The organism is Propionivibrio sp. (assembly GCF_049316945.1).
Classification (GTDB): domain Bacteria; phylum Pseudomonadota; class Gammaproteobacteria; order Burkholderiales; family Rhodocyclaceae; genus Propionivibrio.
This window is the reverse complement of sequence record NZ_JBMOJE010000334.1, coordinates 1-2,177: the sequence shown is the minus strand read 5'-3', so window position 1 is coordinate 2,177 and position 2,177 is coordinate 1. Positions and strand designations below refer to the sequence as shown.

At 56.3% G+C, this 2,177-nt stretch carries 1 protein-coding gene; it reads left to right on the top strand.

Annotated features, from left to right (window positions below; genetic code table 11):
* Positions 1 to 17: 17 nt before the first annotated feature.
* Complete coding sequence (locus tag ACOYNV_RS27760) at positions 18 to 2,066, top strand: putative bifunctional diguanylate cyclase/phosphodiesterase (protein ID WP_422903057.1); 2,049 nt, start codon at positions 18 to 20, stop codon at positions 2,064 to 2,066.
* The last annotated feature ends 111 nt before the right edge of the window (positions 2,067 to 2,177 follow it).

The window sequence follows — 2,177 nt, the reverse complement described above, 5'->3', positions numbered from 1 at the left end:
GGGACATCGAAGATCGCATGAGTGACCTGGTGGAACTCTCCTCAGACTGGTTCTGGGAACAGGACGAAAATTACCGGTTCACGTTTACCTCGCCTGCGATGCAGGCGGCACTGGGTTCCAGCGCACTCGTTGGCAGCCAGCCCTGGGATCAAAACACCAACCTTACAGCCGACCAATGGTCTGCGCACCGCGCTGATCTGGACGCGCGCCGCAATTTTGTTCTGCGCTACGCAACACGGACGGCTGACCATGCAGTTCTCTATTGGGCCGAAATTCGCGGCAAGGCACGGTTTGATGCCCAAGGGACTTTCATGGGTTATCGCGGGGTGGGCACCGACATCACGCAACGCAAACGCGATGAAGCCGAGCTGCGCCTTGCCGCCACAGCCTTTGAGTCGCAGGAGTGCATTGTGATTACCGATGACCATCAAGTCATCTTGCGCGTCAACCAGGCCTTTTTAGAGACCACCGGCTACGCCGCCGAAGAGGTCATGGGCAAGACACCCAGCCTGCTCAAGTCCGGTCGGCATGGCAGCGATTTTTACCGCCAGATGTGGCAGTCCATCAAAACCACGGGCAATTGGAGTGGTGAGGCATGGAATCGCCGCAAGAGTGGCGATATCTATCCGGTGTGGCTCACCATTACCGCCGTGAAGAATGAGGAAGGAAAGGTAACGCATTTCGTTGGCGCGCAAACCGACATCACGGAACAAAAGCGCGCGCAAGACAAAATTGCAGACTTGGCGTTCATTGACCAGTTGACCTTGTTGCCCAACCGCACGTTGTTGTTGGACCGGCTGAAGCAGGCCATGACGGCAGCGCACCGCAACGACACGCATGGGGCACTGCTATTCATCGATCTTGACAACTTCAAGACACTCAATGACACGCTGGGACACGACAAGGGCGACTTGTTGTTACAGCAAGTGGCCCAACGTCTGACCCGATGCCTACGTGATGGCGATACCGTTGCGCGTTTTGGCGGAGACGAGTTTGTCGTGGTACTGGGCAACCTCAGCGCAGCGTCGGTGGAGGCAGCGACGCACACCGAGCTGGTTGCCGGGAAAATATTGACCACTTTGGCGCAGGAATACACCCTGGGCAGCGTGCAGTTCCAAAGCTCTGCCAGCATTGGCATCACCCTGTTCAAATCCGATGGGGCGCAGGTAGACGACCTGCTGAAACAGGCCGACCTGGCCATGTACCGCTCCAAAGCGACGGGGCGCAATGCGATGCACTTTTTTGACCCCACGATGCAGGCTGTGGTGTTGGAGCGCGCCTTGCTGGAAAGGGATATGCGCCAGGGGCAGCACGAGAAGCAATTCCTGTTGCATTTCCAGGCACAGGTGAACGCATCCAGCAATGCGGTCACAGGGGCTGAAGTGCTGGTGCGCTGGCTCCACCCGGTGCGAGGCATGGTATCGCCAGCAAATTTCATCCCGCTGGCGGAAGAATCGGGCTTGATTGTGCCGCTGGGCGACTGGGTGTTGGAGACCGCCTGCATCCAACTGGCCAAATGGGCCTCACAATCCCAATTTTCCCATTTGATATTGGCGGTCAATGTCAGTGCGGTGCAATTTCGCCAGCCTGACTTTGTGGACAAGGTTCTTTCAGTACTCCATCGTACCGGTGCGAAGGGGCCGCAGCTCAAGCTGGAACTTACTGAAAGCCTTTTGGTGGACAACGTGAAGGAAATAGTGGAAAAAATGGTCGTGCTTCAATCCACGGGTTTGAAATTCTCTCTGGACGACTTTGGCACTGGCTTTTCGTCCCTGGCCTACCTCAAACGCCTGCCGCTGGACCAACTGAAAATTGACCAGTCATTTGTGCGCGATGTGCTGGTGGACCCGAACGATGCTGCCATTGCCAAAACCGTGGTCACGCTCGGCCATAGCCTTGGGCTGAACGTGATCGCAGAAGGTGTGGAGACTGCAGCACAGCGCGACTTTCTGGCGCAAGCCCAATGCGATGCCTTCCAGGGCTACTTCTTCAGCCGGCCATTGCCAGTGGATGAATTTGTGGTGTTTGTGCGTCGGCGTATGCAGATAGAAATTTCAAATGCCTGAACCCTGCCGATGTGCCGGATGCCTTATTCAGCGATGTTTTTTTATCCTGCCTTGTTGACCCGCCTGATGGGGGTTCTAAGCCCAATACCGTTCAATGGAGCACAGCGATCC

Bases quoted from the DNA above. Each gene is read 5' to 3' on its own strand.
- ACOYNV_RS27760 (WP_422903057.1), top strand. From the start codon at position 18: ATGAGTGACCTGGTGGAACTCTCCTCAGACTGGTTCTGGGAACAGGAC.